This window comes from Cupriavidus sp. 01L46 (genome assembly GCF_056399905.1).
In genome coordinates this window covers 1-929 of the sequence record NZ_JBFTSF010000647.1, presented here as the reverse complement: position 1 = coordinate 929, position 929 = coordinate 1, and the positions used below count along the sequence as shown (strand labels likewise).

Sequence of the window (929 nt, the reverse complement as noted above, 5' to 3'; positions counted from 1 at the left end):
ATGCTGGCTACCCGGATCTCGTTCATGAACGAGCTGGCCAACCTGGCGGACGTGGTTGGGGCGGATATTGAACTGGTACGCCAAGGTATTGGTTCCGACCCCCGCATTGGCTACAGCTTCCTGTATGCCGGCACCGGCTACGGTGGATCCTGCTTCCCTAAGGATGTACAGGCGCTGGAGCGGACGGCGGCGGAATATGGCCAAACGCCGCGCATCCTGGCTGCGGTGGAGGCGGTCAACGAGGACCAGAAACGCATTCTGGTGCAGAAGATCGTTGGCCACTATGGCGAAGATCTCTCCGGTTTGACGTTCGCGCTCTGGGGGCTGGCGTTCAAGCCCAATACAGACGATATGCGCGCGGCGCCGAGCCGAGTGGTGATCAAGGAACTGCTTGCCCGTGGCGCGAGCGTCCAAGCATTTGACCCCGTGGCGATAGAAGAAGCGAGGAAAGCCATTCAGGTGGACCTCGCTGCAAACCCCGCCGCCGCAATGCGAATCCGGTTCGCATCAGACCAGGCGGCAGCACTGATCGGAGCCGATGCACTCGTGGTGGTGACGGAATGGAAGTCCTTCCGATCACCGGATTTCGCAGCACTTGGTGCTGCGCTGCGTGAGCCCGTGATCTTCGATGGCCGCAACTTGTATGACCCGGCCGAATTAACACAGCGCGGTTTCATCTACTACGCCATAGGACGCGCTACCACCTCTTCCCGCAAAAACGGGATCCAAGTGTCAACGCCGAGCAACAAGAAACGCAACCAGCAATTTACCGGAGAGGCACGATGAAACCACTGTCCGGCAGCGAAGTACTCGGCGCGTTCATCAACGCTGTGAGCTGGGACGAAGCCATTGCCTCCATACATAAGTGGGCTAAGGCACACGAGTCACGCTACGTCTGCATCTGCAACGTCCATTCCGTTGTCACGGCA

The 929-nt window shown here is 59.2% G+C and carries 1 protein-coding gene; it reads left to right on the top strand.

The window, feature by feature from the left end:
* A partial coding sequence (locus AC1DS3_RS39090; RefSeq protein ID WP_477129421.1) for a UDP-glucose dehydrogenase family protein occupies positions 1–786 on the top strand: 786 nt, incomplete at its 5' end.
* Positions 787–929 lie beyond the last annotated feature (143 nt).